Source organism: Rhodospirillales bacterium (assembly GCA_016710335.1).
Lineage (GTDB): Bacteria > Pseudomonadota > Alphaproteobacteria > Rhodospirillales > Defluviicoccaceae > JADJXQ01.
This window is the reverse complement of sequence record JADJXQ010000007.1, coordinates 200,055-224,587: the sequence shown is the minus strand read 5'-3', so window position 1 is coordinate 224,587 and position 24,533 is coordinate 200,055. Positions and strand designations below refer to the sequence as shown.

General features: G+C 66.0%; 21 protein-coding genes and 1 pseudogene. 13 read left to right on the top strand and 9 right to left on the bottom strand.

Annotated features, from left to right (window positions below; all coding sequences use genetic code 11):
- The first annotated feature begins 314 nt into the window (after positions 1–314).
- Positions 315–1,580, top strand: coding sequence for a glycosyltransferase (locus IPM60_12515; GenBank protein ID MBK8908686.1), 1,266 nt, complete (start codon positions 315–317; stop codon positions 1,578–1,580).
- Between the two features lie 86 nt (positions 1,581–1,666).
- On the opposite strand, the gene IPM60_12510 is transcribed toward IPM60_12515, so the two are convergent.
- Positions 1,667–2,785, bottom strand: a complete 1,119-nt coding sequence (locus tag IPM60_12510; protein MBK8908685.1) for a hypothetical protein — start codon at positions 2,783–2,785, stop codon at positions 1,667–1,669.
- 157 nt (positions 2,786–2,942) lie between these two features.
- Between IPM60_12510 and IPM60_12505 the strand changes: the two genes are divergently transcribed.
- Positions 2,943–4,115: a glycosyltransferase gene (locus IPM60_12505; protein ID MBK8908684.1), complete on the top strand. Its 1,173-nt coding sequence runs from the start codon at positions 2,943–2,945 to the stop codon at positions 4,113–4,115.
- Between the two features lie 28 nt (positions 4,116–4,143).
- Here the strand turns inward: IPM60_12505 and IPM60_12500 are convergent, their stop codons facing one another.
- Together IPM60_12500 and trxB are read right to left on the bottom strand one after the other, a co-directional pair.
- Positions 4,144–5,043: a LysR family transcriptional regulator gene (locus IPM60_12500; GenBank protein MBK8908683.1), complete on the bottom strand. Its 900-nt coding sequence runs from the start codon at positions 5,041–5,043 to the stop codon at positions 4,144–4,146.
- Between the two features lie 28 nt (positions 5,044–5,071).
- Positions 5,072–6,037 carry a thioredoxin-disulfide reductase gene (gene trxB, locus IPM60_12495; GenBank protein MBK8908682.1) on the bottom strand — a complete coding sequence of 322 codons (966 nt, stop codon included), beginning with the start codon at positions 6,035–6,037 and terminating at the stop codon, positions 5,072–5,074.
- Between the two features lie 177 nt (positions 6,038–6,214).
- Between trxB and IPM60_12490 the strand changes: the two genes are divergently transcribed.
- Entirely contained in the window at positions 6,215–6,730 is a 516-nt protein-coding gene (locus tag IPM60_12490) for an Lrp/AsnC family transcriptional regulator (GenBank protein ID MBK8908681.1), read from the top strand.
- 168 nt (positions 6,731–6,898) lie between these two features.
- Here IPM60_12490 and IPM60_12485 read toward each other — a convergent pair whose 3' ends face one another.
- The 3 genes from IPM60_12485 to carB form a co-directional block, all read right to left on the bottom strand.
- A complete protein-coding gene (locus tag IPM60_12485; GenBank protein ID MBK8908680.1) occupies positions 6,899–7,891 on the bottom strand; it encodes a phosphoribosylaminoimidazolesuccinocarboxamide synthase in 993 nt (330 codons plus the stop codon).
- 43 nt (positions 7,892–7,934) lie between these two features.
- A complete protein-coding gene (gene greA, locus IPM60_12480; protein ID MBK8908679.1) occupies positions 7,935–8,408 on the bottom strand; it encodes a transcription elongation factor GreA in 474 nt (157 codons plus the stop codon).
- 79 nt (positions 8,409–8,487) lie between these two features.
- On the bottom strand, positions 8,488–11,730 hold the full coding sequence (carB, locus tag IPM60_12475; protein ID MBK8908678.1) for a carbamoyl-phosphate synthase large subunit: 3,243 nt from the start codon (positions 11,728–11,730) through the stop codon (positions 8,488–8,490).
- 170 nt (positions 11,731–11,900) lie between these two features.
- On the opposite strand from carB, the gene gabD reads away from it, so the two are divergent.
- From gabD to rpsD, 8 genes are all read left to right on the top strand, one after another.
- Positions 11,901–13,352 carry an NADP-dependent succinate-semialdehyde dehydrogenase gene (gene gabD, locus IPM60_12470; protein ID MBK8908677.1) on the top strand — a complete coding sequence of 484 codons (1,452 nt, stop codon included), beginning with the start codon at positions 11,901–11,903 and terminating at the stop codon, positions 13,350–13,352.
- A 13-nt stretch (positions 13,353–13,365) separates the two neighbouring features.
- Complete coding sequence (locus tag IPM60_12465) at positions 13,366–14,220, top strand: DUF4743 domain-containing protein (GenBank protein MBK8908676.1); 855 nt, start codon at positions 13,366–13,368, stop codon at positions 14,218–14,220.
- A gap of 43 nt (positions 14,221–14,263) precedes the next feature.
- Positions 14,264–14,896: a prolyl oligopeptidase family serine peptidase gene (locus tag IPM60_12460; protein MBK8908675.1), complete on the top strand. Its 633-nt coding sequence runs from the start codon at positions 14,264–14,266 to the stop codon at positions 14,894–14,896.
- Positions 14,897–15,121: 225 nt separating this feature from the next.
- Entirely contained in the window at positions 15,122–15,496 is a 375-nt protein-coding gene (locus IPM60_12455; GenBank protein MBK8908674.1) for an AAA family ATPase, read from the top strand.
- Positions 15,466–17,013, top strand: a complete 1,548-nt coding sequence (locus tag IPM60_12450; GenBank protein MBK8908673.1) for an AAA family ATPase — start codon at positions 15,466–15,468, stop codon at positions 17,011–17,013. Before IPM60_12455 ends, IPM60_12450 begins: the two co-directional genes overlap by 31 nt.
- Positions 17,000–18,814 carry an ATP-dependent helicase gene (locus IPM60_12445; protein ID MBK8908672.1) on the top strand — a complete coding sequence of 605 codons (1,815 nt, stop codon included), beginning with the start codon at positions 17,000–17,002 and terminating at the stop codon, positions 18,812–18,814. The genes IPM60_12450 and IPM60_12445 overlap by 14 nt, the downstream gene beginning before the upstream one ends.
- Positions 18,815–19,460: 646 nt before the next feature.
- Positions 19,461–20,012: an HNH endonuclease gene (locus IPM60_12440; protein ID MBK8908671.1), complete on the top strand. Its 552-nt coding sequence runs from the start codon at positions 19,461–19,463 to the stop codon at positions 20,010–20,012.
- A 155-nt stretch (positions 20,013–20,167) separates the two neighbouring features.
- Positions 20,168–20,782: a 30S ribosomal protein S4 gene (rpsD, locus tag IPM60_12435; GenBank protein MBK8908670.1), complete on the top strand. Its 615-nt coding sequence runs from the start codon at positions 20,168–20,170 to the stop codon at positions 20,780–20,782.
- Positions 20,783–20,797: 15 nt separating this feature from the next.
- On the opposite strand, the gene IPM60_12430 is transcribed toward rpsD, so the two are convergent.
- The 3 genes and pseudogenes from IPM60_12430 to IPM60_12420 form a co-directional block, all read right to left on the bottom strand.
- Positions 20,798–21,628, bottom strand: a complete 831-nt coding sequence (locus IPM60_12430) for a carbon-nitrogen hydrolase family protein (protein MBK8908669.1) — start codon at positions 21,626–21,628, stop codon at positions 20,798–20,800.
- A gap of 8 nt (positions 21,629–21,636) precedes the next feature.
- Positions 21,637–21,900 carry a glutaredoxin 3 gene (gene grxC / locus IPM60_12425; protein ID MBK8908668.1) on the bottom strand — a complete coding sequence of 88 codons (264 nt, stop codon included), beginning with the start codon at positions 21,898–21,900 and terminating at the stop codon, positions 21,637–21,639.
- A 66-nt stretch (positions 21,901–21,966) separates the two neighbouring features.
- Positions 21,967–22,642: pseudogene (locus IPM60_12420) on the bottom strand (ComF family protein).
- 198 nt (positions 22,643–22,840) lie between these two features.
- Here IPM60_12420 and IPM60_12415 point away from each other — a divergent pair.
- Both IPM60_12415 and sfsA read left to right on the top strand, forming a co-directional pair.
- Entirely contained in the window at positions 22,841–23,764 is a 924-nt protein-coding gene (locus tag IPM60_12415; GenBank protein ID MBK8908667.1) for a methyltransferase domain-containing protein, read from the top strand.
- Positions 23,765–23,767: 3 nt separating this feature from the next.
- Positions 23,768–24,526: a DNA/RNA nuclease SfsA gene (gene sfsA, locus IPM60_12410; protein MBK8908666.1), complete on the top strand. Its 759-nt coding sequence runs from the start codon at positions 23,768–23,770 to the stop codon at positions 24,524–24,526.
- Positions 24,527–24,533 lie beyond the last annotated feature (7 nt).

Sequence of the window (24,533 nt, the reverse complement as noted above, 5' to 3'; positions counted from 1 at the left end):
AGGGTTCTACCCTAGATGCCGATGGGTACCGCGGATGAGCAATACCAAGGCGCCCGCTCCGACCACCCGGATCTGTTTTTTTGTACCGTATACAAGTTGTATTCTTGAGTGATAAACTTATTCGAGATCGGAGCAGGGGAGGCGATGTTGGGTTTGGAGCCATTCGGCGGTTTTCGAGCGGACGCGAGAGTTCGAGCAGCGTCAAGGTGCATCGACCGGCGCGGCAAGCGCGGTCGGAACCGTCATGCATGAATGGGCGCCGTGCCGGGATGTCGCCCTCTAACTGCTGGACCGAACAATGAAAGGCTATGGCGATGATCATGGGCAGTGTTGATGCATTGAACGCAAGCCGGAGCAACCGTCGGACTCTTGTGGAACACTGCAATCGGCGCGCGTCAAAGCTCAGCGACTGCGGCATCGTCTACTTCGGCGGCGGCTGGTTTGTCGGTAACTCCACGTCCGGCCACCACATCGTGGACCGCCTCGTCGACCGCTTTCCCCTCCTCTATGTAGAAGTGCCGGGACGGCGCCGGCCATCCGTCAACGGCAAGGACTTCGCGAAGATCGGGCGGACGGTTTGCCAGTCGTTGCAGCCGCCGCGACGACTGCAAAGCAACAAGCGCCACGAAATGTGGCTGTCTACGGTGCCCCAGCTTCCATTCCGCTCCCTGCCGGTGGTGCCATGGCTTAATCGATGCTTCGGCACGGCCGCCGTGCGGAAGGCGATCCGGGATGTCGGGTTCAAGGATTTCATCCTCTGGTTCGACCAGCCGCATCCAGGGTTTCTTGCGGGCCACCTCGGCGAACGGTTCACCGTCTACCACTGCATCGACGACTATGCTGCGTTCCCCGACGCCGATCGCGAGGCGCTGACCCGCATGGATGCGTCGTTGACCGAAGTCGCCGATCAGGTGTTCGTGGCGCCGCCGAGCCTGCTACGGGAAAAGCAGCGGCTGAACGCCACTGCGGTGTATGCGCCCCACGGCGTCGACGTCGATCTGTTCGCTCGAGCGTCCGACCCGGCAACGCCGGTGCCCGATGCCGCCGCTGGCCTCAAGCATCCGGTGATCGGATTCTTCGGCATGCTCGGCGCCTGGATCGACGTGGCCCTGATGGAGCGGATCGCGCGCAGTCATCCGGAGTGGACGCTCCTGATCGTCGGTCCGGTGGCGACCGATGTGTCCTCCCTCAAGGCGCTGCCCAATGTCGTGTTTGCCGGGCCTCAGCCATACGCCGAGCTTCCGCGCTGGGCGAAGGCGTTCGACGTCGCCATCATTCCGTACCTCCGCAATCAACAGGTGATGAACGCCAATCCCCTCAAGCTGCGGGAGTACCTGGCGACCGGCAAGCCAATCGTGTCGGTCTCGAACCCCGAGATCGATCGGTTCGCCCACTGCATCGGCGTCGCGCACGGTGCGGACGACTTCGTTGCCAAGATCGAGATTGCCTTGACGGAAGATACGCCCGCCCGCAGCAAGCAGCGCAGGGAGGCGGTGATGAACATGAGTTGGGAGGCGCGCGTCGACAAGATCCTCGCCACCGTCGAGAAGTCATTCCGACTCAAGGCGCGCACTGCCTGATCCGCTGCCTTGCGTCCGGCGCCGCGCCACGGGATCAGACGGTTACGTGCAGCGACCGCGCATTCGTCTTTGAATGCGCCGGTGCGCTAGCGACCGCAAACTTCAGAAGACCGCGCCTTCGCCGGGTAGCGGTCGCTCGCAACGATCGCGCGCCATCTGTCATTGTGGCGTTTGAACCACGGCGAGATGTCGTAGCCGGGGTTGGAGAACGACCATCCGGCAGTCGTGACCGTCTCTATCCACGTGCCGATGTGCTTCGACGCGTTGCCGTCGCAGACAAAGCCGCCGTAATCGCGAAGGGCAACCAGGAATGCCCGTAGCCCGACCAGGTACTCTTGTTCATTCTTGCGGCTGCTGTGCACGGCCGCCTCGATTTCGGCGTCGCTGATGTCGAGAAAGTAGCGCGTGCCGAGAGGCGGAAAGGCGGCGTTGCTCCAGCGGTTGTTCCCGTGGGGCGACGTCGCGGGGGCCCGGTACGCGCGCGGGTGGCCGCCATGCACGAGCAGGGGCACGGCGTGCGGGATGTAGCCCTGCCGCCATTCTTCCGCGGTCGTCAGCATCGCGAACGTCTGGATTCCGCACGCCCGCAGGCCTCGCATCGACCCCTCGTAGGTGCGCCAGTCAGCGGGCGGCGCAGTGATCGGGTGGTGCGCGCGCCCGGAGGTGACCACCAGGTTGCCGCGTCTCACCAGCAGTCGCCCGTCCGCCTGCAGTCCGCGCACGCCGTTCAGGTTCCATTCCCGGCCGGTATCCATCTCCAGCACCACGGCGCCGCGGTCCGTCCTGGCCGGCCCCAGCCAAACCGGCCAACGCGGATCCCACGGCACCCGCTGTCCGCTCCGCAGGTTGCCCCATTCGGGATGATTGTCGGCGATGATCTCTACGCGCGGAGTGTCGGCGGTCGCCCGGTACACGGCCAGGTTGCTCTGGATGGTGCCGATCGCCAATGCGCCATTGCCGCTCGCTGCGAGCAACGCCCGCACAAGGTCCGCTTCCGTCTCCGGGTCCTCCAGCGGCAACCCCTTGACCGGAATGTTCCAGGGCGCGCGCGACCCATAAGCCCGCACATAACCTTCGGCGCACCTTGGTTTGGCGCCCGGATCGACGCCTGCACTGCCAAGCGCCTGCGATGCCGCGATCGGTGCCGAAACCGCGACGGCGATCACACTCAAGCGCAGGAGCAGTCGGCAAAATTCTCGGCTCATCAACAGCAGGGCCCTTCCGGAATGCAGTTCGTCAACTCAAAGTAGTGTATGCGACATGATGAGCCAGCGCAATCGACGCGTCTCCGGGTGGCCGGGCGGCGCGTCCGGCGGTTGGATATCGCTCATTAATGCAATCGCGATATGATAGCTGCGAGTCATGGCAGCAAAGAGGCCTGATGTGCGTGTCGCCCAGATCCTCTGCAGTGGACATTATGCCGGCGCCGAGCGGGTCGCCTGCGAACTGACCCGCGCCCTGGCGCCGGTGGTCGAACTGTCGAAACTCTACCTGATCCTTGAGGCGCGGAGCGGCGAAGCCGCCTGCCGCAGCCTGACCGCGAGAATCGACGCATTCGGCCTGGATTATGACGTCCATCCAATCCATCAGCCGATGTCGCTGGCGCTCATGCGCACCATTGTCGCGGCGTGCCGTCGCGACAGCATCGACATCGTCCACAGCCATTCCTACAAGGCTGCGTGCTTCATCTCTCCCATCTTGAAGGCGGCGGGGGCGGTCCGTCGAAGCGTCTTTACCCTGCACGGCATGGGACGTCGGTCGCGGTTGAAAACCGTTCACGTCAAGTCTCTCGTTGGCGCCGGCGCGCTGCTGTCGGACGCCGTCATCGGCTGCGCCCGGCCCATCACGACGGCCTATTCCAGGATCCCGACGCTCGCCGGGAGGATGGAGACCATCCCGAACGGCATCGATGTCGACGCCGCCCTGCTGCCGCCGGCCGGCGCGCGCTCGGTACTGGCGCAGCGGTACGATCTGGACCCGGATGCGATCTGGATCGGCGCCGTCGGCCGGTTGGCCCGGGAGAAGGACTTGCCTTCGCTGTTGCGCGCCATCGCCGATCTGCGCAGCCGCGTTGCCGAGCGACGGGTGCAACTGCTGATCGTCGGCGAAGGCCCGGAGCGGGATGGCCTCGTGCGGCACGTCGCTGACCTGGGCTTGCGCGACACCGTGATCTTCGCCGGCCATGTGGACGCCATCGCGGACGTGTACGCGGCGCTCGACATCCTCGCCCTCACGTCTGTGAGCGAAGGCACGCCGATGGCGGTGCTGGAGGCCATGGCTTATGGCGTGCCGGTGGTCGCTTCGGCGGTCGGCGGCGTTCCGGACATGGTCGAGGACGGAACGACCGGCCTGTTGTTCCCGGCCGGCGACGTCGCGCGATGCAGCGACCAGTTGCTGGCGCTGATCGCGGCGCCCGCCTTGCGCCGGCGCCTGAGCGACTGCGCCCGGCAGCGGGTCCTCTCCCGGTATGGGATTGCCCAATGGGCGGAGCGCCACGTGTCCCTTTATCGACGCCTTCTCGCGGCGTCGGGATAGCCCGCGACGCCGGTGGGCGGCGGCCGCCCTACGCCGTCGACGCCGTCAGCTCTTCGACCTTGCGCAACAGGAAGTCGCGGAACACGGCGATACGGTTCGAATGCCGCAGCTCCTCCGGATAGACGAAATAGACGTCGACGGTGGGCCCGACCATTTCCGGCAGGATCTCGACGAGGTTGGCGGTTTCCTGGTTGAGGTAATGGGGAAGGGCGCCGATGCCGATGCCGCTCTGCACCCCGCGAAAGATGGCGTACGTGCTGTTGACCTTGAGGAACGGCTTCAACGGCGGCGCGCCTTCGGGCCCGACGTTGAGCAGCCAGTTGACGTTGGGCACCGGGATGCGCGCATCGTCCCCGAACACCACGAGGCGATGGGCGATGAGGTCGGACGCCGAGCGCGGCGTGCCGTGCTTGGCCAGGTAGGAGGGGGCGGCGAACACGTGATACTGCATCGACATCAGCCGCCGCCGGATCAAGTCGCCCTGCGTCGGCGGCATCATGCGGATGCCGACGTCGGCCTCGCGCATGGACAGATCCAGCTCCTCGTCGGTCAGCACCAGCGACAGCTCGATGTGCGGGAACTCATCGAGGAATTCCTTGAGCCGCGGCGTCAGCCAAACGGAACCAAAGGCGATGGTGGTGGTGATCCTGAGAGGGCCGAGCGGCCGCTCGCGGCTCTCGGTGATGCGCGCCCGGGTCATGGTCAGCTTGGCGAGCACCTCGCGCGCCGTCTTGTAGAGGATCTCGCCCTGCTCGGTCAGCATCAGACCGCGCGCGTGCCGGTGAAACAGCGGCACTTCCAGCGTCTCCTCGAGCGCGCCGACCTGACGGCTGACCGCCGACTGGCTCAGATTGAGGGCCTCGCCGGCGCGCGTGAAGCTGCCGGCGTCGGCCACCGCATGGAAGACGCGCAGCTTGTCTAGGTCCATGACGGAACCGTTCCGTGCGCGATGAGAATCATTCTGCGGCGATCATGTCGGGGGACTGGACCATCAGAAACTTCTCGCTTTCGAGGGCCGCCATGCATCCGGTGCCGGCGGCTGTCACCGCCTGTCGGAACACCTTGTCCTGCACGTCGCCCGCCGCGAAGACGCCGGCGACGCTGGTCCTGGTGCTGTCGGCGGCGGTGACGATGTAGCCTTCGTCGTCCATGTTGATGCGCCCGCGGAACATCTGGGTGTTCGGATCATGACCGATGGCGACGAACACTCCATGCACCGGAACGTCGCGCACCGCATCCGAACGGGTGTTCCGAACGCGCACCGCAGTGACGCCCGGAGGATCTTCGTCGCCGAGGATGTCGAGGACAACCGAGTCCCAGACCACTTCGATCTTCGGGTTGCGGAACAGCCGATCCTGGAGAATCTTTTCGGCGCGGAACTGGTCGCGGCGGTGGATCACCCACACCCTGGTCGCGAAGTTGGTGAGGAACAAGGCTTCCTCCACCGCGGTGTTGCCGCCGCCAACCACCGCGACTTCCCGGCCGCGATAGAAAAAGCCGTCGCACGTCGCGCACGCCGAGACGCCGAACCCCTGGAACCGCTGTTCGCTCGGCAGTCCCAGCCAGCGTGCCGAAGCTCCGGTGCAGATGATCAGGCTGTCACACCCATATGTTTGACCGGAATCGCCAACCAGCCGGAACGGTCGCGAGGCGAGATCAACACTGGTGATGGTGTCGTCGATCATCTCCGTGCCGACCCGCGCCGCCTGACCCTCCATCTGCTCCATCAGCCACGGGCCCTGCACCGGGTCCACGAACCCCGGGTAGTTTTCCACGTCGGTGGTGATGGTGAGTTGGCCGCCCGGTTGCAGGCCGCGGATCAGCATCGGCTCGAGGTTGGCGCGCGCGGCATAGATCGCCGCCGTGCATCCGGCGGGGCCGGAACCGAGGATCGCGACTTTGCTGTGTCTTATCGCCGTCACCGCTCGAAGCTCTCCGAGGCCTCGTCAAGTCCCGTCCGGACCATAGATATATGACCGTGTTCAGGCAAGACCGACGGCCGATCGCCAAGTTCGCCGCTAGCGGCAACGCCTGCTTGGCAGGGCCCGTGTTCGTGTAATATAATTTCCGCACGACAAAAGATGTCGCGGGAACAGGACGTGCCACGGGTCAAACTGGACAGAATCGATCTGCAGATCCTTCGCGACCTTCAGGAGGATGGGCGCATCACCAATGTAGAGTTGGCGCGGCGCGCCGGCATCTCGGCGCCGCCGTGCCTGCGCCGGGTCCGCGCCCTGGAGGAGGCGGGCTATATCCACGGCTATCATGCTGATCTGAATGCCCGCGCCCTCGGCTTCCAGGTCACCGTGTTCGCGCACATCGGGCTGGCGAGCCAAGCGGAGAAGGACCTCGAGGCGTTTGAGGACCTGGTCGTTGGCTGGCCCGAGGTGCGGGAGTGCCACATGCTCGCCGGCGAAACCGACTTCCTGCTGAAGGTGGTGGCTGAGAACTGGGAGGCCTACCAGCGCTTTGTCACCGACTCTCTGACCGCCGCCCCCAATGTCAACCACGTCAAGTCGGCGCTCTCCATCCGTGTCTCCAAACACGCCCCGGGAGTGCCGTTTGACGCCGATGGCGTTCCCGAGCTCGAGCCACACGCCGACGGCGACGCGTGAGGCCGCGCCGTCCCCTCCGCCGTCAACGCGAAGATCAGCGCACGACGCACCCCGGAGACCGGCTCCTGACGGACGACCGGTTGGCGCCGGTTTCCCAATCGACACGTCGCTTGACGCTTCTCGCGATAAGGGAGGGGTGATGGCTCGAACAGGTGCCGGAGCAGGAGGTCACGCGTAGGGGACGTACGGGCGCAGAGCGTCGCGAATGCGGTCGCGGACGGGCAGGAGGACATCGGGCGGAATGAATGCCTCGCCGGTGACCGTCTCGTAGAGGGCGACATAGCGGGCGCTGAAGTCGATCAGCGTCTGCCTTGGGATCTCCGGGATCGGGTCGCGGTACGGGTCGCAGCGGGCGCCAATCCACAGCCGCAGGAAATCCTTGTCCAGGCTCTCCGGGTTGTCGCCGGTCTCGAACCGCTGCCGGTAGCTGTCGAGGCGCCAGTAGCGGCTGGAGTCCGGCGTGTGGATTTCGTCGGCCAGCACGATGCGGCCGTCGGCGTCGAGCCCGAACTCGTACTTGGTGTCGACCAGGATCAGGCCGTTCTGCCGGGCAATGTCGCGGCCGCGGGCGAACAGGGCGAGCGACGCTTCGGCCACCGTGTCCCATTGTTCTTTCGTCAACAGGCCCTGATCGACGATTTCCGCCGGCGTGATCGGCGCGTCGTGGTCGCCGTGGGATGCCTTGGTGGTCGGGGTCAGGATCGTCGCAGGCAGTTTCTGGTTCTTTCTGAGGCCGTCTGGCAGCGTTACGCCGTACATCTCGCGCCGCCCCGCCTCGTACATCGGCCAGATCGACGTGGAAGTGGAGCCGGTGAGGTAGTCGCGGACGACCATCTCCACCGGCAGCATGCGGAGGCCCCGCACCACCATGACGTTGGGGTCCGGATGCTCGACCACGTGGTTGGCGACGATGTCCTCGGTCGCGTCGAACCAGAAGCGCGCCGTCTGGGTCAGCACCTGGCCCTTGAACGGCGCCGCGGCCAGCACCTTGTCGAATGCGCTCTGGCGATCCGTGGCGATGAGAATCCGCCGCCCGTCCGGCAGGTCATAGTTGTCGCGCACCTTGCCGCGGCTGTGGCCCGGAAGTTCAGGGAACGTCGCATCGACGAGGACGTTGTCGATCTGCGCCGCGATCAGGTCGTGAATGTCGGCGGAAGGCATGATGCGGGGTGTGCTCCCGGTTGAAGCCGCGATGCCGGCAGGCTCACGCGTAGGCGATCTTGATGATCTCGTAGGTCTTTTCGCCACGCGGCGTCGAAACTTCAACCACATCGCCGAGCGCCTTGCCGATCAGCGCCCGTCCAAGCGGCGAGGTGACCGAGAGCCGTCCTGCCGACGCGTCCGCCTCGTAGGTGCCGACCAGCGTGTACGTCGATTCCTCTTCGGTGTCCTCGTCGGCCAATGCAACGGTGGCGCCGAAGCGCACGACATCCGGGTTCTGGATCACCGACTCGATCACGTCGGCGCGGCTGATGATGTCTTCCAGTTCCGCCAACCGCCCCTCGATGAAGCTCTGGCGGTCACGGGCCGCGTGATATTCGGCGTTTTCAGACAGGTCTCCATGCTCCCTGGCGTCGGCGATCGCCTGGATGATGGCGGGCCGTTCTTCGGTCCGGAGGCGCTTCAATTCGCTTTCCAGATGACGAAAGCCGTCGGGGGTCATGGGGATGCGTTCCATGGCAACGATCCTTTGATTTCCGCGAGGTCACTCCGGGCGCCTACGAGCCCGCATCGGACCTGCCCGCAGCCGCATGTGATCAGAAAGAACTGGTAAAATACGATTGCAGCGGCGCTACATCAAGGCTGCCGCCCTCACACAGCACGGCGATCGCCTCCACCGTCGCTGCGGCGCCGGCGATGGTGGTACAGTGCGGCACGTCCTTGATCAGCGCCGAACGGCGGATCGAGAAACTGTCCTTGATGGCCTGGGCGCCTTCGGTGGTGTTGATGATAAGCTGCACCTCGCCGGAAATGATGGCGTCCTCGCAGTGTGGCCGGCCCTCCAGCACCTTCTTGATGCGCCGCGCTTGAAGGCCCTGCGTCTCCAGGTAGTCCGCGGTGCCATCGGTGGCGAGCAACCGGAAGCCGAGATCCCGCAGCCGCGTCGCCAAACCGGCCACCGCCGCCTTGTCGCGATCCTTGACCGAAATCAGCACCGCTCCTTCCGTCGGCAAGCGGATGCCTGCCGCCAACTGCGATTTGGCGAAGGCGCGGCCGAAATCGGCGTCGATGCCCATCACCTCGCCGGTCGATTTCATCTCCGGCCCCAGAATGATGTCGACCCCGGGAAACCGCCGAAACGGGAACACTGCTTCCTTGACCGAAACATGGTCGAGGCGGACGCGCTTGCCGAGATTGAAGGTCGCCAGCTTTTCGCCGGCCATGACGCGGGCGGCGATCTTGGCGATCGGCACGCCGATCGACTTGGCGACGAACGGCACGGTGCGGCTGGCGCGCGGATTCACCTCCAGGATGTAGATTTCCTGATCCTTGATCGCGAACTGCACGTTCATCAGCCCGACCACGCCGAGGCCGTGGGCGAGCGCCGCGGTCTGCTTCTCAAGCTCCACCAGCGTCGCTTCCGTCAGGCTGTGCGGCGGCAGCGAACAGGCCGAATCGCCCGAATGAACGCCGGCCTCCTCGATGTGCTGCATGATCCCGGCCACGAAGACGTCGTCACCGTCGGCGACCGCGTCCACGTCGATTTCAATGGCGTCCTGCAGGTAGGAATCCAGCAGCACCGGGCTCTTTCCGGACAATACCACCGCCTCGGCGATGTAGCGCTCGAGGCTCTGACGGTCGTGGATAATCTCCATGGCGCGGCCGCCGAGAACGTAGGACGGGCGGATCACCAGAGGGTACCCGATCGATTCCGCCACACGCGCCGCTGCTTCCGGCGACCGCGCGATGCCGTTGGCCGGCTGGCGGAGGCCGAGCCGCCGGAGCAGGTCCTGGAAGCGCTCGCGGTCCTCGGCAAGGTCGATAGCGTCGGGGGACGTGCCGAGGATGGGGATGCCGGCGTCCGACAGCGCTTGCGCCAGCTTCAGCGGCGTCTGTCCGCCGAACTGGACGATAACCCCGGCGAGGCGGCCGCGGGATTGCTCGACGCGGATCAGCTCGATCACGTCCTCATCGGTCAGCGGCTCGAAGTAGAGGCGGTCCGAGGTGTCGTAGTCGGTCGATACCGTCTCCGGATTGCAGTTGACCATGATCGCCTCGAAGCCGGCCTCCTTGAGGGCATACGCCGCGTGCACGCAGCAGTAGTCGAACTCGATGCCCTGGCCGATGCGGTTGGGGCCGCCGCCGAGGATGACCACCTTGGTGCGGTCGGACGGCTCGGCCTCGCACTCCGGCGGGATCACCCCGTCCCCCTCGTAGGTGGAGTACATGTAGGAGGTCTGCGATCGGAACTCGGCGGCGCAGGTGTCGACCCGCTTGAAGACCGGCGCGATGCCGAGGACCCGGCGACGGAGCGCCACCTCCGCCACGCTCTTCCCCGACAGCTCCGCCAGCCGATCGTCCGAGAAGCCGAGCGACTTGAGGCGCAGCAGGCCGGGCGCGTCGGTCGGCAGGCCGCGCACCCGCACTTCGTCCTCGGTATCGACCAGCGCCTTGATCTGGTCGAGGAACCAGCGGTCGTAGTGGCAGGCGCGGCGGATCTGTTCGTACGGAATGCCGCGGCGGAACGCCTCGGCGATCACCAGCACCCGATCGGGTCGCGGCAACGCCACCTCCGCAAGGACCTGCTCGGCGGCGCCGTTGATAAGCACCTCGTTGAGGCCGGTAAGCCCGGTTTCCATGGACCGCAGGCCCTTTTGCAGGCTTTCGGCAAAGCAACGCCCCATCGCCATCGCCTCGCCGACCGACTTCATCGACGTTGTCAGCAGCGGCTCGGTACCGGGAAACTTCTCGAAAGTGAACCGCGGGATCTTGGTCACCACGTAGTCGATGGTCGGCTCGAACGACGCCGGGGTGACGCCGGTGATGTCGTTGTCCAGTTCGTCCAGGTGATAGCCGACGGCGAGCTTCGCCGCGATCTTGGCGATGGGGAAGCCGGTCGCTTTGGAGGCCAGCGCCGACGAGCGCGAGACGCGCGGGTTCATCTCGATCACCACCAGCCGCCCGGTCTCCGGCGACACCGCGAACTGGACGTTGGAGCCGCCGGTTTCCACCCCGATTTCGCGCAGAACCGCGATCGAGGCGTTGCGCATGATCTGGTATTCCTTGTCGGTCAGCGTCAGCGCCGGCGCGACGGTGATCGAATCTCCGGTGTGGATGCCCATCGGATCGACGTTCTCGATGGAGCAGACGATGATGCAGTTGTCGGCGCTGTCGCGCACGACCTCCATCTCGAACTCCTTCCAGCCCAGCACCGATTCCTCGATCAGCACCTGGCGGACTGGCGAAGCGGCCAAGCCGCCGAGCACGATGCGCTCGTACTCGTCGCTGTTGTAGGCGATGCCGCCGCCGGTGCCGCCGAGGGTGAAGGACGGGCGGATGATCAGCGGCAGCCCCATCTCATCGAGCGCCGCTCGCGCATCTTCCAGGGTTTCGACGACCCGGCTGACGGGGCATTCCAGCCCGATGTTGGCCATGGCGTCCCGGAACAGGAGCCGGTCCTCGGCCTTGGCGATGACGTGTTCGTCGGCGCCGATCATCTCGACGCCGTAGCGCTCCAGCACGCCGGTGCGGCTCAACTCCATGGCCGTGTTCAGTCCGGTCTGCCCGCCCATGGTCGGCAGCAGCGCGTCCGGCCGCTCGCGGGCGATGATCTGCTCCACATGGTCCGGCAGGATCGGCTCGATGTAGGTGGCGTCGGCCAGCCCCGGATCGGTCATGATCGTCGCCGGGTTGGAGTTGACGAGGATGACGCGATACCCTTCCTCCTTCAGCGCCTTGCACGCCTGGGCGCCGGAATAATCGAACTCGCAGGCCTGGCCGATGATGATCGGGCCGGCGCCAATGATCATGATGGACTTGATGTCGGTGCGTTTGGGCATGAAGCGGGGACTCGAATGGGGGGCGGGCGCCGCACTATAGCGACGTCTTGCCTTCTGAGCGAGTGCGGGTTTGCGCCGCTGCATCAGACCGGCATCCGCGGCCGTTGTTCCAGGCTGCGGATGCCTTACGTTAGAGGTAGTCGAACGCCGAACGGACGAGGGAGATCGCGATGGTCGTCAGTGACACCGACTTGATGCGCCAACAATGCTACGTGGACGGGGCGTGGATAGACGCCGACAGCGGCGGCGCCATCGACGTCGACAACCCGGCTGACGGCCAGGTCATCGGGTCGGTCCCCGACATGGGCGCCGCGGAGACCCGCCGCGCCATCGTCGCCGCCCACCGCGCGTACCCCGGCTGGCGGGCGAGGACCGCCAAGGAGCGAAGCGCCGCGCTCCGCCGCTGGTACGAGCTGATCATGGAGAATCAGGAGGATCTGGCGCGGCTGATGACCGCCGAACAGGGCAAGCCGCTCGCCGAGGCCCGCGGCGAGGTCGCCTATGGTGCGGCGTTCGTGGAGTGGTTCGCGGAGGAGGCGAAGCGGGTCTACGGCGACACCATTCCGCAGCACCAGGCCGACAAGCGCATCGTCGTCGTCAAGGAGCCGATCGGCGTCGTCGCCTCCATCACCCCCTGGAACTTCCCCATCGCGATGATCACCCGCAAGTGCGCGCCGGCTTTGGCGGTCGGCTGCACCGTCGTCGCCAAGCCGGCCACCATGACGCCGTTCTCGGCGCTGGCCCTGGCGGTGCTGGCGGAACGCGCCGGCATCCCCGCCGGCGTCCTCAACGTCGTCACCGGCTCGGCCTCAAAGATCGGCGGCGAGCTGACGTCGAACCCTCTCGTCCGCAAGCTGACCTTCACCGGCTCGACCGAGATCGGCAAGGCGCTGATGCAGCAGTGCGCCGGAACCATGAAGAAGGTCTCGTTCGAACTCGGCGGAAACGCGCCGTTCATCGTATTCGACGACGCCGACCTCGACGCCGCGGTCGCCGGCGCCATCGCCTCCAAGTACCGCAACACCGGCCAGACCTGCGTCTGCGCCAACCGCTTCCTGGTGCAGGACAGCGTCTATGACGCGTTTGCGGACAGGCTTGCCGCAGCGGCGTCCGGCCTGAAGGTCGCCGGCGGGTTCGAAGACGGCGCCGAGCAGGGGCCGCTGATCAACATGGACGCGGTCGAGAAGGTCGAGGCGCACATCGCCGACGCGCTGGAGAAGGGCGCCCGCGTGGTCGTCGGCGGCCACCGCCACGCCCTCGGCGGCACCTTCTTCGAGCCGACGGTGCTCGCCGATGTGACGCCGGAGATGCAGGTGAGCCGCGAGGAGACCTTCGGCCCGATGGCGCCCCTCTACCGCTTCCGCACCGAAGAGGAGGCGATCCGCCTCGCCAACGACACCGAGTTCGGCCTCGCCGCCTATTTCTACGGCCGCGACATCGGCCGCGTCTGGCGGGTGGCCGAGGGGCTCGAATACGGCATCGTCGGCATCAACACCGGCCTGATCTCGACGGAAGTCGCCCCCTTCGGCGGCATGAAGGAATCCGGCATCGGCCGCGAAGGCTCCAAATACGGCATCGACGAATTCCTCGAAGTCAAATACCTCTGCATGGGCGGCATCTGAGCGCTGGCCCATCGTGAGCTTCCTCGACCGCATCCGCGCTTGCCAGGTGTTCGATTCCGCGGCGCATCTGCCGTTCATCGTGGCAGGCCACTCAGTCGGCCATGTGCGCCCGGCGTTCGCCGAACGCCTCGCCGGGTTTCCCGATGTCTTCGAGGTCGGCGGTGGGCAGGTGAATCTGCGGCCGGCCCTCGCCTCCGCGGACGCGCGAACCCATGCAGTCGACACCGTGCTGCGCCGTCTGGCAGGGCAGGGCGTGATCGAGGGTTGGAAGGAGGAGGCGTATTCCGTGACGCCGGCGTGCGGCGCGCCGATCCTGCTCACCATCGACCGCTCGGCGGCGCCGCTCCTGGGGATCCGCGCGTGCGGCGTCCACCTCAACGGCTTCGTGCGGAAGGGCGGCGAGATCCACATGTGGATCGGCCGGCGCAGCCTCGACAAACGCATTGCGCCCGGCAAGCTCGACCAGATCGTCGCGGGCGGCCAGCCGGCGGGCCTCGGCGTCCGCGAGAACCTCCTGAAGGAAGCGGAGGAGGAGGCCTCGATGCCGGCGGCACTGGCGGCAGCGGCGATCCCGGTCGGCATCATCACCTACCGCACCGAGCGCGCCGAGGGCCTCCGCAACGACGTCCTCTACCTCTACGATCTGGAACTGCCGGCCTCGTTCGTGCCGGTGAACGGCGACGGCGAACTGGTCGGCTTCGAGCTGTGGCCGCTGGAGGCGGTCGCCGCCCGCGTGCGCGACACCGACGACTTCAAGTTCAACTGCTCGCTGGTGGTCATCGACTTTCTCATCCGCCACGGATACATCGGACCCGACCACCCGGACTACCTCAGCCTCTGCACCGGCCTCCGCTCGGTCGGCACCTAAGGGACACCCTGAATTGTCACAGCTTCCGACGCTCTCCGGCCCCATGCTGGCCACCGCGAACGGCGCGCGGCCGCAGCGCCTGGTGATTCTGCTGCACGGCGTCGGCGCCGACGGCAACGACCTGATCGGCCTTGCGCCCTATCTCCGGGACCTGCTGCCCGACGCCCAGTTCATAGCGCCGAACGCCCCGGAGCCGTACGACATGGCCCCCTTCGGCTACCAGTGGTTCAGCATCGCCGACATGCAGCCGGAGACCCGCCTCCGCGGCGCGCAGGCGGCGGCGCCCATCCTCGACGCCTTCATCGACGAGCGCCTCGCCGCCTACGGCCTCGGCGACGACCGCCTGCTTCTGGTCGGCTTCTCCCAGGGCGCCATGATGGCGCTGCACGTGGGCCTCCGCCGCCCGGCCGCCTGCGCCGGCATCATCTCCCACTCCGGCATCCTTGTGGGCGAGGCATTGCTGGCGGCGGAACTCCGCTCGAAGCCGCCCGTCCTTCTCACCCACGGCGCCCTCGACGACGTCCTTCCGGTCCAGGCCCTCCCCGCCGCCGAAGCCGCGCTGAAAGCCGCCGGCGTCCCCGTCGAAAGCCACGTGATACCCGGCCTAGGCCACGGCATCGACGAAGCCACCCTCACCCTGGCCCGCACCTTCATCACCCGCGTCGTGCGGTCGTAGTCGTAGGTCGGAATAGCCAAAGGCGTATTCCGACGCATGAATCCGCCCGGTTACGGCCTGGCCTTCACAACGAGCGACCATCACGGCCGGCGCGCGCCTGACTGGACCGGCGTCGTACCGGCGCGATGCTGCCGACCGCACGGTTCTCGTAATCTTCGTTTCATCAGCGCCCGAATGGCGATACCATTGGAGTCGAAGTGAAAATGCAAGAAGGGGGGAAGCAATATGAAAGTGTGCCGCTTGCGTATCGCAAATTTTCGCGGGGTGAAGTCTGCGATCATACTGCTCCCAAAGCACGCAGTGCTCATTGGCGACAATAATACTGGAAAGACGGCACTTTTTGAAGCTCTCGACCTCGTGCTGGGGCCTGACCGTCTGAACCGCCAACCCCCTATTGATGAGCACGACTTCTTCCAGGGCAGTACCTTGCCTTGGCCGCTGATGCAGGTGGTGAAGCGGCAGAGGACGAGGGCGCTGACGCGCAGCCGGACGCTGCCCAGCCGGAGGCAGCCGGTGAAGGTGGCGCGGGCGAGGCGGCGGCGGCCGCGGCTGGCGTACACGCGCCGCGAATTGAGATCGAAGTGGCCATCGCCGACCTGACCGAGGAGCAGAAGGCCAAGTTCGGGGACTACATCGAGTTTTGGAATGCTGCGACGGACACCTTCTACGAAGAGGCCAACCCGGCAGGCGTCGATGCGGCGCAAATCACCGAGGCGCTCCGCGTCACCTTTCAGGGCTGGTACAACTCGGAGGAGGACGACTTCGAGGGCAGGACCTGCTTCACCCGAAGCCTCACCGAGAGCGACACCCCGGTTCCGTTCTCCAAGAAGGACAAGCAGGTCTGCGGATTCCTGTACCTGCGCTCTCTGCGTACCGGCTCCCGCGCCCTGAGCCTGGAAAGGGGCAGCTTGCTGGACATCATCCTGCGCCTGAAAGTGGTCAGGCCGCAGATGTGGGAGGACACCATCACCACGCTTGCCGATTACTCGGTTGCCAGCGACCCTGACCTTGGCATCTCAGGCGTGCTGGAGAGCATCAACACGGCATTGAAGAAGTACGTCCCGAAAGAGTGGGGGATCGAGCCTCACCTCAAGGTATCCAATCTCACCCGAGAACACCTGCGGAAGGTCATCACCGCGTTTATTGCCACGGGCGAAGGCAGCCACGCGGCGCCGTTCTATCGGCAGGGCACCGGCACCATCAACATGCTCGTGCTGGCCATGCTGTCCCAGATCGCTGAGGACAAGCAGAACGTCATCTTCGCGATGGAAGAGCCGGAGACCGCCATCCCGCCCTACGCCCAGAAGCGGATCGTCCATGAGATCCGCAAGCTGGCGTCCCAAACCATTTTTACCTCGCATTCGCCCTATGTCCTGGAGGAGTTCGCGCTCGACGAGACCGTCGTGTTGGGGCGGGACGACAAGGGCGTGCTCGCCAAGCGCGCCATTGCCTTGCCCGATAGCGTCAAGCCGAAACGCTATCGTCAGGAGTTCCGCACCCGCTTCTGCGAAGGATTACTCGCGCGTCGCATCCTGGTCGCCCAAGGGGCAACCGAGGCGGCGGCATTTCCGGTAGTGTGCCGTCGGTTGTCGGAACTGAAGCCCGACACCTATTCCTCGCTGGAGGCACTCGGCATCTGCACGATCGATGCCGGCAGCCAGAACAGCATTCCGGATATGGCCAAGCTCTACGGTGAGCTGGGGAAGCGCGTCTTCGCCATATGCGACAAGCAGGACGCGGCGAACAAGGCGCTCATCGAGGCCCAGGTCGAACTGCTGTTGATGCATGACGAGAAGGGCTTCGAGGACCTCGTCCTGAAGAACACGACCGAGGAAGCCCTCAAGCGGTTCGCCAAGCTCGTCGACTGGCCGCCGCACCTCGCGGCAAAGTACCCCGACGTGGAGGCGTCGGCCTCTGACGCACTCAGGGACTACTTCGGCTGGAGGAAGGCCAACTGGGGCATCGCCGACTTCCTCGCCCAATGTAGCGAGGCCGAGATACCTGCCTGGCTTCGTGAGGCATGTATCGCCGTCAAGGACAATTGTGCGCCCGCTCCCGCCGCCGCGGTCGGCGGAGCGCCGGTTGAGCCGGGAGCCGGTGCGGATGCAGCTAACTGAGAAGCAGCTTGAGATCATGGCGGCCGAAGGCCACCTCCTCGTCACGGGAGGACCGGGCTCCGGCAAGACCACGGTCTCCATTCTCAAGGCCGCGCAGATTGCCGAGCAGCATTTGCGGCCGGGGCAGAAGGTGTTGTTTCTCAGCTTCGCCCGGGCGACCATCTCCCGTGTTGTCGAGACCATCGAGTACGAGCAGCAAATCCCCCGCGAGCAGAAGCGGCGTATCGACGTCGAGACCTACCACTCCTTTTTCTGGCGCATCCTGCGGACGCACGGCTATCTGGTTGGCCTGCCACGGCGGATCGATATTCTGACGCCGCCGAGCGAGGCGGTTGCCCTATCGGCCATCCGCAGCGTATATGCCGCCGTATCGAAGCTGAGCGACGCAGAGAAGGCCGAGAAAGCGGCGGCGGAGGCGGCAGAACGCTTACGACTGGCCTGCGAGGATGGCGGTATCTGCTTCGACCTTTTTGCGCCGTATGTCGGGGACATCCTTCATGGCAGTGAGCGCATCCGCAGGCTGCTGGCCACCAGGTACCCCGTCATCATCCTCGACGAGTTTCAGGATACCAACGCGGAGCAATGGCGTGTCGTCCAGGCGCTCGGAGAGTTCACCACGCTTATTGCGCTCGCCGACCCTGAGCAGCGCATCTACGACTGGATTGGCGCCGATCCGGAGCGCCTCGATCACTTCAGGGCCGCGTTTACGCCAGCCGAAGTGGACCTGAGCACCGACAACCATCGCAGCGCGGGCACTGACATCGGGGTCTTCGGCAATGACATCCTCAAGGGCCAGTTCCGCCAGGAGCCGTATGTGGGCGTGCAGATCTACGTTTATCCGCCCAATACCGATCAGGCGTTCTGCGGGCTTGTAACCACGACGTACAAGGCGCGGAAGCGGCTTGTTGATGCCGGGATGAAGGAATGGTCGCTGGCCATCCTCGTACCGACGAAGAAGATGACCCGCTTGGTATCAGACGCCTTACGGTCGCCGCCGGGCGGGATGACCGAGATTCCGCATTCGGCGGTTATCGAATTGGAAGCCGCGATCCTCGGCGCCGAGGTTATCGCTTTGCTCATGCAGCCGGATACCGACGGCACTCACTTCGAGCGGTTCATCGCCCTGATACGCAACTATTTCCATGGCAGGGGCGGCGACAAACCGACCAAAGGCGCTCTGAACAAGGCTGCCAATATCCAGAAAGCCTACGGCGAACACATTGCCTGCCTCGCCACCGGCAAAGCGCTCCGAAAGAACAGCATCCTGGTCGCCATGCTCGCCGACTATGGTCAGGCGCGAGAACTCGCGCTCACCGGTGATCCGGAAAAGGACTGGCGAGCCATGCGGCGTCTTCTGGAGGATGGCGCCTGCCCACGACTGATAGAGATCGCACAGGAGGTGCGGAACATCCGCGTGCTGGAGCGGGGCACCCAACTCCGTCAGGCGCTCTCTCAAGACTGGCGGGATAACGGTGCCTATCGCAACGCGCTGGCGATTATTCGGCAGGCGTTTGTCCAGGAGCACTTTTCGACTAACGCCAAACCCGAGACCGGTGTCGTTGTGATGAATATGCACAAGGCCAAGGGTAAACAGTTCGACGAAGTGATCATCTTCGAGGGTTGGCCGGTTAAGCGAAAAGGCCAGCCAGCCTACAACGCCGACCGTATCGTGCGCTTCAATTCCCGAGACGAGATCGATGACCAAGCGCGACAGAATCTTCGTGTGAGCGTGACGCGAGGAAAGCGGTACACGACCATTTTGACACCGGAGAACGATCGCTGCGTTCTGCTCCCGGTCTAACGGGTCGGGCGGCCGGGTGCGAGACGCACCTTGACGTTGATGTCGGCGGAGGCTAAGTTCTTGTCATGTTCTTTTTCGTCGTTGATACTCGGCATCGGGCCAAGGGGTGGCGTAGTGTGCGGGGCCGACGTGGCGCCTTTCCACACCCCGAGACGCCGCAGCCGGGTGAAGCGGGGATCGTCATGACGCGCTGCGAAAACGCCTGCGGCCGGGTCTAGCAAAATCAAGGAGTTAAGGTCGTTAGGAGTACATTTGCATACAAATGAATACATTCCTAGGCGCCAAACGGACACAAAATAAGCAGTATCAATAGCTTAAGCGCGATCTGCCTGTGCAAATTTGAGACAAATCGCGCGAAATCGACCGGAAACGGACACCATGGGCGCCGCGCAATGCGCCGCATCCCGCCGCCCGCCGCGGCCCGCCGCCGCCCCGCCGCGCAATGCGCCGCGCCGCCGGCGCTGCTGGAGCCCCGCCGCCCGCCGCCGCCGCCGTCGCCGCCCCGCCGCCGCCTCTCCGCCGCCCGCCGCCCGCCGCCGCGAGCCTGGCGGCCGATGATCTCCGAAACTTAACAAACGCAGGGTTTGGCAGGGGCGCATCGCATGGGTTAGGTTAGCCGGCAAAGAGTGTGCGGGATGTGCGCGGCATGGAACACTTGCCAGCTCTTGTTTTGAACGCCGACTTTCGGCCGCTGAGCTACTTTCCGCTGTCCGTGTGGCCGTGGCAGGACACGATCAAGGCGGTGTTCCTGGAGCGCGTCAACGTCGTCTCCGAATACGAGCGCGCCGTTCACTCGCCGACCCGCCGTATGCGCCTGCCGAGCGTCGTCTCGCTGAAGACCTACGTGCCGATGACGCGCCGCCCGGCCTTCACCCGGTTCAACGTGTTCCTGCGCGACCGCTTCAGCTGCCAGTACTGCGGCGACTCCCTGCCGGCGGAGAACCTCACCTTCGACCACGTCATCCCGCGGTCGCGCGGCGGCCGCACCCGGTGGACCAACGTGGTCACCGCGTGCGGGCCGTGCAATCTCCGCAAGGGCCATCGGGTGCCGAAGGAAAGCGGCCTGCATCCGCTGCGCCCCGCCTACGAGCCCTCGGCCTTCGAGTTGCAGGAGAACGGCCGCTCGTTCCCGCCCAACTTCCTCCACGAGAGCTGGCGCGATTTCCTCTACTGGGATACCGAGCTCGAGGCCTCCTGAGCGTCCCGCCGCGCGCGGCTTTTGACATCGGCGGCGCGGCGGGTATACTCCGCCCTTTCCATTTCCGGGAACGCTGGCACGGGTTGCGGTGCCACGCCCTTCGTCGCGCTTCGATGACGGGCCTACCGGGACAACAACCCGAAACAGGGCAGAACATGACCAAACGCGTCGAGTCGAAGTACAAGATCAATCGCCGCCTCGGTGTCAACCTGTGGGGCCGGCCGAAGAGCCCGATCAACAAGCGGGACTATCCGCCGGGCCAGCACGGGCAACGCCGCCGCAAGCCGACCGCCTACGGCGAGCAGTTGATGGCCAAGCAGAAGCTCAAGGGCTATTACGGCAACATCAGCGAGCGCCAGTTCCGGCGCTACTACGCGGAGGCGGTTCGCCGCAAGGGCGACACCTCGGAGAACCTGCTCGGCCTCCTCGAGCGCCGCCTCGATGCGGTGGTCTACCGCATGAAGTTCGTGCCGACGGTGTTCGCGGCCCGCCAGTTCGTGAACCACAAGCACATCAAGGTCAACGGCCGCCGGGTCAACATACCGTCATACCTCGTCCAGGACGGCGACGTCGTCGAGGTGAAGGAAGGCTCGCGCGAAACGCTGATGGTCCTGGACGCGATCGAGTCTTCGGAGCGCGACGTGCCGGATTACCTCAGCGTCGACTACAACAAGATGAGCGGGACTTTCCTCCGCGCCCCCAAGCTCGCCGACATTCCCTACCCGGTGCAAATGGAGCCGCACTTGGTGATCGAGTATTACTCCCGCTGACGGCGCGCCGCTGCTTCAGTCCGGGCCCGCGTACGAGCGGTCGTGGGTCAGGGACGGGATTCTGCGGCGGGCGTCCTGCACCTGCTGCGGGTCTATCGTCGCCGTGATCGCCCCGACGACATCGCCGCCGTCGGCGAGGATCCCGCCCCACGGGTCGATGATCAGCGAGTGGCCGAAAGTCTCGCGCCCCTCCGCGTGGACGCCGCACTGGGCCGGCGCGAACACGTAGCAGCCGGTCTCGATGGCGCGCGCCCGCAGCAGAACGTGCCAGTGGGCGCGGCCGGTGGTGCGGGTGAAGGCGGCGGGCACGGCGAGAAAGTCGGCGCCGGCCTTGGCCAAAGTCCGGTACAGGTGCGGAAAGCGAAGGTCGTAGCAGACGCTCATCCCCAACCGTCCCCACGGCAGCGCCGCCGTCACGGCGCGATCGCCCGGCGCGATGGTCGCGGATTCCCGGTACTGCTCGCCATCGCCGAGATCCACGTCGAACAGGTGGATCTTGTCGTAGCGGGCGACGACGTGTCCCGCCGCATCCAGCAGCAGCGACCGGTTGGCGACCTTGCCGTCGTCCGCCGTGATCGCCAGCGAGCCGATCAGCAGCCACGCCTCCGTCTCTCGCGCCAGATCCTGGAAGGCGGCCAGGGCCGGATGCTCCGCTTCCGGCCGCGCCTTGGCGCGCAGGCGCTGGGGCTCCGGCTCGATCATGCTGACGTTTTCCGGCAGCAGAATGAGCCGGGCGCCCGCGTCGCGAGCCTCGCGGACCAGCACCGCGACAGCCGGGATGTTGGACTCGATGTCGCGGGCTGAACTGGTTTGTACGCAGGCGGCGACGAAGGGTTCAGCGGGCATCGGACATCTCACGTTCCGGACTGCAGCATCGCGTCGAGGCGGCCGTCCCGGTCGAGTTCCGCCAACTCGTCGGAGCCGCCGACGTGGCGGCCGTCGATGAAGATCTGCGGGACGGTGTTGCGGCCGCCGGCGCGCTCGCGCATCTCGGCGCGTTTGCGTGGCGCCATCATCACGTCGATCTCGTCAAAGGCGACGCCCTTGTGCTTCAGGACCGACTTGGCGCGGTAGCAGTAGGGACAGAACGGCGTGGTGTAGATCTCGACTGTGGCCAAACGTCATCTCCCGCGATGGGCTCGTGGCGTGTGATACCGCCGGCGGGTGCTCCCCTGCAACGCTGCTCAGCCGGCATCGGCGCGCACGGTGCGCGCCAAAGTCACGACGTCGACGCGGGCGGCGCCGGCCTGGAGCAGCGCGCGGGTGCAGACGGCCAGGGTGGCGCCGGTGGTGTGGACATCGTCGATCAGCACCACCCGCCGGCCGGCGATTGCCGCGGCGCCCGCGGCTGAAGGCGATGGCGCCCTGCACGACGCGCCGCCGGGCGCCGGGGCCGAGGGCGCCCAGCTTCGGCGTACGCTTGCGGCGCACCAGCGCATCGGGAAGGGTCGGCACGCCGGCCGCCGTTCCCACCGCGTGCGCCAGAAGGGCCGCCTGATTGTAGCGGCGCGCGAACAGGCGGGTCCAGTGGATCGGCACGGGGACCAGGACATCGGCGCCGGCGAGCAACGCTGCGCCGGCCCGCGCCATCCAGCGGCCGAACGCCGGCGCTGCGTCGGTGCGGTCGCCGTGCTTGAAGCCGAGGATCAGCCCGCGGCTGGCCTCGTCGTAGATGAAGGCGGCGCGCGCCTGCCCGTAGTCCGGCCGCCGGCGCGCGCAGTCGCCGCACAGCGCCCCTTCGCCCGGATCGATTCCGAACGGCGTGCCGCAGGCTTCGCACAATGGCCCGGCGATGAACCGCAGCTGCGGCCAGCAGTCTCCGCACAAGGTTCCCGGAACGTCCACCAGTTCGCCGCACATCAGGCACTGCGGCGGCACGATCACGTCGATGACCTGCGTGCACCATGCGCGCAGAACCGCGAGCGCGTCTGCCGAGCCTGCCTCGGCCGCCGGAAACGGCAATGGGTTCAAGACCTGATCCTTTGATCGTCGCGGCCTTTGATGCCATATAGCGAAACATGGTGAGGCGGAACAACAAAAGATTGCAGATCGGCGTCCATGACTGACGGGATGCTCGTGTTCGACCGTCAGGCTGTGCGCCGCCATCGGGAGCGGGCGGCGGCCCGGCTCCATGAATTCGATTTCCTGATGCGGGAGGTTGCGGACCGGGTGGCCGACCGTCTCAGCGACATCCGCCGCGCCTTTCCGCTCGCCCTCGACCTCGGCTGCCATACGGGCCAGGTCGCCGCCGTGATCGGCGCGCGCGGCGGGATCGCGACGCTGGTGCAGAGCGACCTGGCGCTGAACATGGTCGCGCGCGCGCCCATGCCGGGGCTGGTCGCGGACGAGGAGGCCTTGCCGTTCCCGGACGCGACGTTCGATCTGATCATCAGCGTCCTCAGCCTGCACTGGGTGAACGATCTGCCGGGAACGCTCGCGCAGATCCGTAGGGCGCTGAAGCCCGATGGGCTGTTCCTGGCCGCCATGCTGGGCGGCGAGACGTTGAAGGAATTGCGCGCCGCGCTGGCGGCGGCGGAACTGGCCGTGGAAGGCGGGATCAGCCCGCGGGTGTCGCCGTTTGCCGATGTGCGGGACGCCGGCGCGCTCCTGCAGCGGGCCGGCTTCGCGTTGCCGGTGGCCGATACCGACATGATCGTGGTGTCCTACGCGGAGCCGTTGCGGCTGATGTCAGACCTGCGCGGCATGGGCGAGAGCAACGCCGTGATCGAGCGCCGGCGGACGCTCTTCCGGCGGTCAACCCTGATGGAGGCCATGACGCGTTATCGGGACTCCTGCCGCGACGGCGACGGACGCGTGCCGGCGACTTTTCAGATCGTCTACCTGACCGGGTGGGCGCCGCACGAAGCGCAGCAAAAGCCGCTTCGCCCCGGAAGCGCCACGGCGCGTCTCGCCGATGCCCTGGATGTGCGCGAGCATCCGCTTAGCGATAGCTGCGGCGCCAACCCGGCCGCGGGTTCCTGAGCGGTGCGGTTCGAAACGCCGCTGATCCCGGGGACGCTGGTCCGCCGTTACAAGCGCTTCCTCGCCGACGTCATCCTCGATAGCGGGGAAGCGGTCATCGCCCACTGCCCCAATTCCGGCTCGATGCTGAGCGTTGACCGACCCGGCTCCGAGGTATGGCTGTCGCGGTCGCCGAATGCAAAACGGAAACTGCCGTTGACGTGGGAACTGGTGCGGGTCGGCGGGGCACTGGTCGGCATCAACACCGGCCGCCCCAACAGCCTGGTCGCGGAGGGGATCGCGGCTGGGAGCATTCCGGAATTGTCGGGGTACGCCAGCCTCCGCCGGGAGGTGCGATACGGCCGCAACTCGCGCATCGATCTGCTGCTGGAATCCGACGACCGCCCGCCGTGTTATGTGGAGATCAAGAACGTGACCTTGCGCCGCGGCGGCGGCGCGAGCCCGGCCGAGTTTCCAGATGCGGTGACGGCGCGTGGCGCCAAGCATCTCGCGGAACTGACGGCAGTGGCCGCCGCCGGCGGCCGCGCCGTCATGCTGTATCTGATCCAGCGGCCGGACGCCGATCGATTCGAGTTGGCTCGGGACATCGATCCCGCCTACGGCCGTGCTTTTCTGACTGCCAGGGAGCACGGCGTGGAGATGTTGTGCTATGGTTGTTCGGTGTCCATCGAGGGCATCTATTTGGACCGCGTCATCGACATGTGTGACGGAAGCCGCAACCGGGGCTTGCGGCGTGGCGAACCGGGGGGCGTAGAGGATTGATGAACAA

Excerpts from the sequence above, each read along its gene's own strand:
- IPM60_12515 (MBK8908686.1), top strand. The coding sequence starts at position 315 with ATGATCATGGGCAGTGTTGATGCATTGAACGCAAGCCGGAGCAACCGT.
- IPM60_12510 (MBK8908685.1), bottom strand. The coding sequence starts at position 2,785 with ATGAGCCGAGAATTTTGCCGACTGCTCCTGCGCTTGAGTGTGATCGCC.
- IPM60_12505 (MBK8908684.1), top strand. The coding sequence starts at position 2,943 with ATGGCAGCAAAGAGGCCTGATGTGCGTGTCGCCCAGATCCTCTGCAGT.
- IPM60_12500 (MBK8908683.1), bottom strand. The coding sequence starts at position 5,043 with ATGGACCTAGACAAGCTGCGCGTCTTCCATGCGGTGGCCGACGCCGGC.
- IPM60_12485 (MBK8908680.1), bottom strand. The coding sequence starts at position 7,891 with ATGCCTTCCGCCGACATTCACGACCTGATCGCGGCGCAGATCGACAAC.
- greA (MBK8908679.1), bottom strand. The coding sequence starts at position 8,408 with ATGGAACGCATCCCCATGACCCCCGACGGCTTTCGTCATCTGGAAAGC.
- carB (MBK8908678.1), bottom strand. The coding sequence starts at position 11,730 with ATGCCCAAACGCACCGACATCAAGTCCATCATGATCATTGGCGCCGGC.
- gabD (MBK8908677.1), top strand. The coding sequence starts at position 11,901 with ATGGTCGTCAGTGACACCGACTTGATGCGCCAACAATGCTACGTGGAC.
- IPM60_12460 (MBK8908675.1), top strand. The coding sequence starts at position 14,264 with ATGCTGGCCACCGCGAACGGCGCGCGGCCGCAGCGCCTGGTGATTCTG.
- IPM60_12455 (MBK8908674.1), top strand. The coding sequence starts at position 15,122 with ATGAAAGTGTGCCGCTTGCGTATCGCAAATTTTCGCGGGGTGAAGTCT.
- IPM60_12445 (MBK8908672.1), top strand. The coding sequence starts at position 17,000 with ATGCAGCTAACTGAGAAGCAGCTTGAGATCATGGCGGCCGAAGGCCAC.
- IPM60_12440 (MBK8908671.1), top strand. The coding sequence starts at position 19,461 with ATGGAACACTTGCCAGCTCTTGTTTTGAACGCCGACTTTCGGCCGCTG.
- rpsD (MBK8908670.1), top strand. The coding sequence starts at position 20,168 with ATGACCAAACGCGTCGAGTCGAAGTACAAGATCAATCGCCGCCTCGGT.
- IPM60_12430 (MBK8908669.1), bottom strand. The coding sequence starts at position 21,628 with ATGCCCGCTGAACCCTTCGTCGCCGCCTGCGTACAAACCAGTTCAGCC.
- IPM60_12415 (MBK8908667.1), top strand. The coding sequence starts at position 22,841 with ATGACTGACGGGATGCTCGTGTTCGACCGTCAGGCTGTGCGCCGCCAT.